Consider the following 4,836-nt stretch of genomic DNA (forward strand, 5'->3'; position numbering starts at 1 on the left):
TGGCAGAGTTGGAAAAACAGATTAATCGACTTCCCCATTTGCCAAAGTGGTTTGTGGAAATCCCTTATCAAACCACTTGACTATTGGATCATCTTTTTTATGGAGTTCTCTTAGCGAAACCACTTGCAGGCGAGCTAGGAATATTGCCAGTATTTCGCTCCTTTAGCCCTAGTTATGTTTGGCAACCTTACGCAGGAGAAGTTTACAACCCGCTGATGACATCGCCAAATCTGAAAAACAAGCTGAATGAACTGCTGGCTGTAAGTTGACCTCACAAGCGAAGAAGGCATAACTAGACCGTTCTCTAAAAATTGCTTTAACAATCTTATTAAAAATGTTTTTGCTGAAAGAATCTCGCTCTTTTTTTAGACAGGGATGGACAATTGCGGTTTTACTAATTGCCCTGCTTGTTTCCCTGCCAATTTTATCGGTTGCCAGTAGTTTATTAACTAATTCCAGTCAAGTCTGGCAACATCTGATCGAAACTGTTCTCTGGGATTATCTAGTTAATTCTTTTTGGTTAATGTGCGGGGTGGGCAGCGGCGTTTTCATCATCGGTGTCGGCACAGCTTGGTTAACAACGATGTGTCAATTTCCCGGTTGTCAACAATTTCAATGGTTATTATTACTACCCCTTGCCGCTCCTGCCTATCTCTTGGCCTATACTTATACCAATATGATGGACTATTTTGGCCCAGTGCAGACCTTCTTAAGAAGTCTTTGCGGTTGGAATAGTGTCGAGGATTATTGGTTTCCTAATATCCGTTCTCTTTGGGGGGGAATTCTGATGTTAATACTGGTGCTTTATCCCTACGTTTATCTGTTAGCAAGGGTCGGTTTTTTAGAGCAATCTGTCTGCACGGTGGAGGCAAGTCGCTCCTTGGGATGTAATCCTTGGCGCAGTTTTTTTACTGTCGCTTTACCCCTAGCAAGACCGGCAATTATGGCGGGATTAGCTCTAGCTTTAATGGAAACTCTTAACGATTTTGGTACGGTGCAGTATTTTGGAATTAATGCTTTTACCACGGGGATTTATAATACTTGGTTCGGTATGGGTGATCGCATAGCAGCGGGGCAGTTATCAACAGTTTTAATGGTATTTATCCTCGTTTTAGTTTTCCTCGAACAATCCTCCCGTCGTCAAGCTCGTTACTATGAAATGACCAATCGTTTCCAGTCACAGACTAAGTACGAACTAGGATTTGTTCGCAGTTTTTTGGCAATGATCGCCTGTTTTTTACCAGTATTTCTTGGGTTTATCGCCCCTGCTTTCTATCTGGCCTATCTAGCATTTAATCATGCCCAAGAAACTTTTAATAATGACTTTCTTAGTTTATCGGTAAACAGTTTTTTTCTGGCTAGTTTAAGCGCAATTATTGCGGTAGTTTTAGCTTTAATTCTCGCCTACGGGGAAAGACTTAATCCGAATAAAACTCTTAAGGGTTCTGTGCGGATTGCGGCGGCTGGTTACGCTATCCCCGGCATTGTTATTGCGGTGGGGGTTTTAATTCCTATCGGCAAATTAGATAACTTTTTCAATCAGGTATTAAATATCAATTTAATTCTGAGCGGCACGATTTTCTGTGTGATTTTTGCCTATATTGTCCGGTTTTTAGCCGTAGCTTTTTCCACGTTAGAATCGAGTTTAAGTAAAATTAAACCTAGTTTAGATGATGCTTCCCGCAGCCTTGGCTATGGCACTGGTGCCACTTTAATTAAAGTGCATATTCCCCTTTTGTCGGGGGGATTATTGACGGCGGCTATGTTAGTTTTTGTCGATGTGATGAAGGAATTACCGGCTACTTTGGTCTTAAGACCTTTTAATTTTGATACCCTAGCGGTGCGCGTTTATCAATACGCCAGTGATGAACGTTTAGTGGAAGCGGCGGCCCCGGCCCTGGCCATTGTCTTAGTGGGATTAATTCCGGTAATTTTTTTAAGTTGGCAAATTTCCCGACGGGCGATCGATTAAAGTGGCGGCTGATTCCTAGGCAAGTTGGCGATCGGCCAAGAGCTTAGTTCTATAGTCTAGTACAAAATAATGTTACAGTTCTTGACAAGACTACTAGAGAGAGGGGGTGTCAGTGATAGGATTCCCTAAAACCCCTTTTGTTTATTTTTGTAGAGAGAACAAAATCCTATGACAGAACTTTCTGGAAAAGCTCCTAAGTTCGGTGGCAGCACGGGCGGTTTACTCACCAAAGCCGATCTGGAAGAAAAGTACGCCATCACCTGGACAAGCAGCAAAGAACAAGTCTTTGAAATGCCCACCGGTGGCGCCGCTATCATGAACGAAGGCGAAAATCTCCTCTATTTGGCCCGCAAAGAACACGCGCTCGCTCTTGGTACCCAATTACGGACGAAATTCAAGCCCAAAATCGAAGATTACAAAATCTATCGGATTTACCCCAGTGGTGAAGTGCAATATCTCCACCCTGCTGATGGTGTCTTCCCCGAAAAAGTTAACGCTGGTCGTGAATTTTTCGGCAAAAAAGACCGCAATATCGGCAAAAACCCCGAACCAGCGACAATTAAGTTCTCTGGTGTCACTCCCTACGAAGCATAAATAATCCCTAAAATCGAGAGTGGGGAGTTAGATTAAGAAGCTATTTAGCCCCAAGATTTAACTTCTGACTCTCGATTTCTCTTATCGCAATCGGCAATTAATTGCTAGTTAGGGTTTGCGGCAAAAAGTTTTTCCTGGGGTTACGAGTTAGGAGTCAGTATTCAAGAGATAGGGTGGTCACTGCGTGCGCGTTGCGGGGGGTTTTGGGGTGTTAGGGTGATGAGACAACTTCCCCACTTCCCCACTACCCCACTACCCCACTTCCCCACTACCCCACTACCCCACTTCCCCACTACCCCACCTCTCCACTTCCCCACTTCCCACTCCTTCATAATTCATAATTCATCATTCCGTTTTCTCCCCTACAAGTGTTGTGCTATCCGTTTCCTGAACCATCAAAATATGATCTTCCCCGACTTCGATCGCTTTCGTCAACTCGCTGGCCAAGGTAACTTTATTCCTGTCTATCAAGAATGGATCGCTGACCTAGAAACACCCGTTTCGGCCTGGTATAAAGTTTGTGCCGATCAAGCCTACAATTTTTTATTAGAGTCGGTGGAAGGGGGCGAAACCTTGGGACGCTACAGCTTTTTAGGAGGTGATCCCGTCTGGGTATTAGAAGCGCGGGGAAACACCACTACCCAAAGTTTTCGCGATGGTTCTCAAGAGATTTTTTCGGGGGATCCTTTCGAGATTTTAACCCAATGTTTAGCCCCGATCGTGCCGGTTAAATTGCCGCAATTACCCGCCGGAATAGGGGGTTTATTTGGTTTTTGGGGTTATGAATTAATTAATTGGATCGAACCGCGAGTGCCTATTTATCCCGCTACCGATGCCGATCTACCGGATGGTATTTGGATGCAGGTGGATAATCTGATTATTTTCGATCAAGTTAAACGGAAAATCTGGGCGATCGCTTATGCCGATATCCGGGGTAAAAATCCCGATTTAGCGGCCGCTTATCAAGCGGCCTGCGATCGAGTGACACAGTTAGTTCTGAAGTTACGATTACCCCTACCAACTAATGCCAAAACCCTGGAATTATTACCGGTTGGTCAGGGAAAAGAATTAGTCTATGAAAGCAATACAACTCAGGAAAAATTCTGTCAAAATGTCTTGAAAGCGAAGGATTACATCAAAGCGGGGGATATTTTTCAGGTGGTTATTTCCCAGCGTTTAAATGCCAATTATCAGGGTCATCCCTTCGATTTATATCGTTCCCTGCGTCTGATTAATCCTTCTCCCTACATGGCTTTTTATAACTTTAAGGATTGGCAAATTATTGGCTCTAGTCCTGAAGTGATGGTTAAGGCAGAACGGGACGAATTAGGTAAAATAAAGGCTACGGTCAGACCAATTGCTGGCACCCGTCGCCGGGGACAAAACTTGAGTGAAGACCAAGCTTTAGCAACGGATTTATTGCAAGATCCCAAAGAAATTGCCGAGCATATTATGTTAGTGGATTTGGGGAGAAATGATCTAGGTCGGGTGTGCGATCGAGGTACGGTCAAAGTGGATGAATTAATGATAATTGAACGTTATTCCCACGTTATGCACATTGTTAGTAATGTGGTCGGGGATTTAGCAACCAATAAAAGTGCTTGGGATTTATTAAAAGCTTGTTTTCCCGCGGGAACCGTCAGTGGGGCCCCGAAAATTCGCGCTATGGAAATTATCCATGAATTAGAACCCTGTCGTCGTGGTCCCTATTCAGGGGTTTATGGTTACTACGATTTCGAGGGACAGTTAAATAGTGCCATCACAATTCGCACTATGATTGTTCGTCCCCAAGGTAATCAAAATTATCTGGTTTCCGTGCAAGCGGGAGCAGGGCTAGTAGCCGATTCTGAGCCGGAGAAAGAGTACGAAGAAACCCTCAACAAAGCCAGGGGTTTATTGGAGGCAATTCGCTGTTTAAGTTAGATTTTTTGCCCAGGATCGTCCTTGAGACTTTTTTCCCATCAAAAAGTGTCAGTGATTGGAGTGATCGGGGGGGAAATTTAGGCACTTTTTCCCTGAAAATGGGTAAAACCCTACACCCCCCCAGCCCCCTAGGGTTGATTCATTTAAATTAAGTACAGCGGATTTTGAGTCAATAAATTTGACCGAAGATTCTCAAGTTTATCTTTTTCTAATCAAAAGAGTTAGTCACAATAACTGGACTTCCCCCATACAGAAATACTAAAAAATCAACAAAACCCTTACTGCAGGTCGCTTCTCAGAAAAAATTGAAAAGACGCTACTGGGTACATTTTCCCCTTGAAAATGGC

General features: G+C 43.8%; 3 protein-coding genes. All 3 read left to right on the forward strand.

Features of this window, described 5'->3' with window-relative positions:
• Positions 1-334 precede the first annotated feature (334 nt).
• The 3 genes from H6G48_RS02275 (at position 335) to trpE (ending at position 4,489) form a co-directional block, all read left to right on the forward strand.
• A complete protein-coding gene (locus tag H6G48_RS02275; RefSeq protein ID WP_190718666.1) occupies positions 335-1,972 on the forward strand; it encodes an ABC transporter permease in 1,638 nt (545 codons plus the stop codon).
• 168 nt (positions 1,973-2,140) lie between these two features.
• On the forward strand, positions 2,141-2,566 hold the full coding sequence (gene psaD, locus H6G48_RS02280; RefSeq protein ID WP_002796771.1) for a photosystem I reaction center subunit II PsaD: 426 nt from the start codon (positions 2,141-2,143) through the stop codon (positions 2,564-2,566).
• 402 nt (positions 2,567-2,968) lie between these two features.
• Positions 2,969-4,489: an anthranilate synthase component I gene (gene trpE / locus H6G48_RS02285; RefSeq protein ID WP_190718669.1), complete on the forward strand. Its 1,521-nt coding sequence runs from the start codon at positions 2,969-2,971 to the stop codon at positions 4,487-4,489.
• Positions 4,490-4,836: the final 347 nt, after the last annotated feature.

The sequence above is a fragment of the Microcystis flos-aquae FACHB-1344 genome, assembly GCF_014698375.1.
GTDB classification, from domain to species: Bacteria; Cyanobacteriota; Cyanobacteriia; order Cyanobacteriales; family Microcystaceae; genus Microcystis; species Microcystis aeruginosa.

Coding starts and splice junctions, on each gene's coding strand:
- H6G48_RS02275 (WP_190718666.1), top strand. CDS start 335: ATGTTTTTGCTGAAAGAATCTCGCTCTTTTTTTAGACAGGGATGGACA.
- psaD (WP_002796771.1), top strand. CDS start 2,141: ATGACAGAACTTTCTGGAAAAGCTCCTAAGTTCGGTGGCAGCACGGGC.
- trpE (WP_190718669.1), top strand. CDS start 2,969: ATGATCTTCCCCGACTTCGATCGCTTTCGTCAACTCGCTGGCCAAGGT.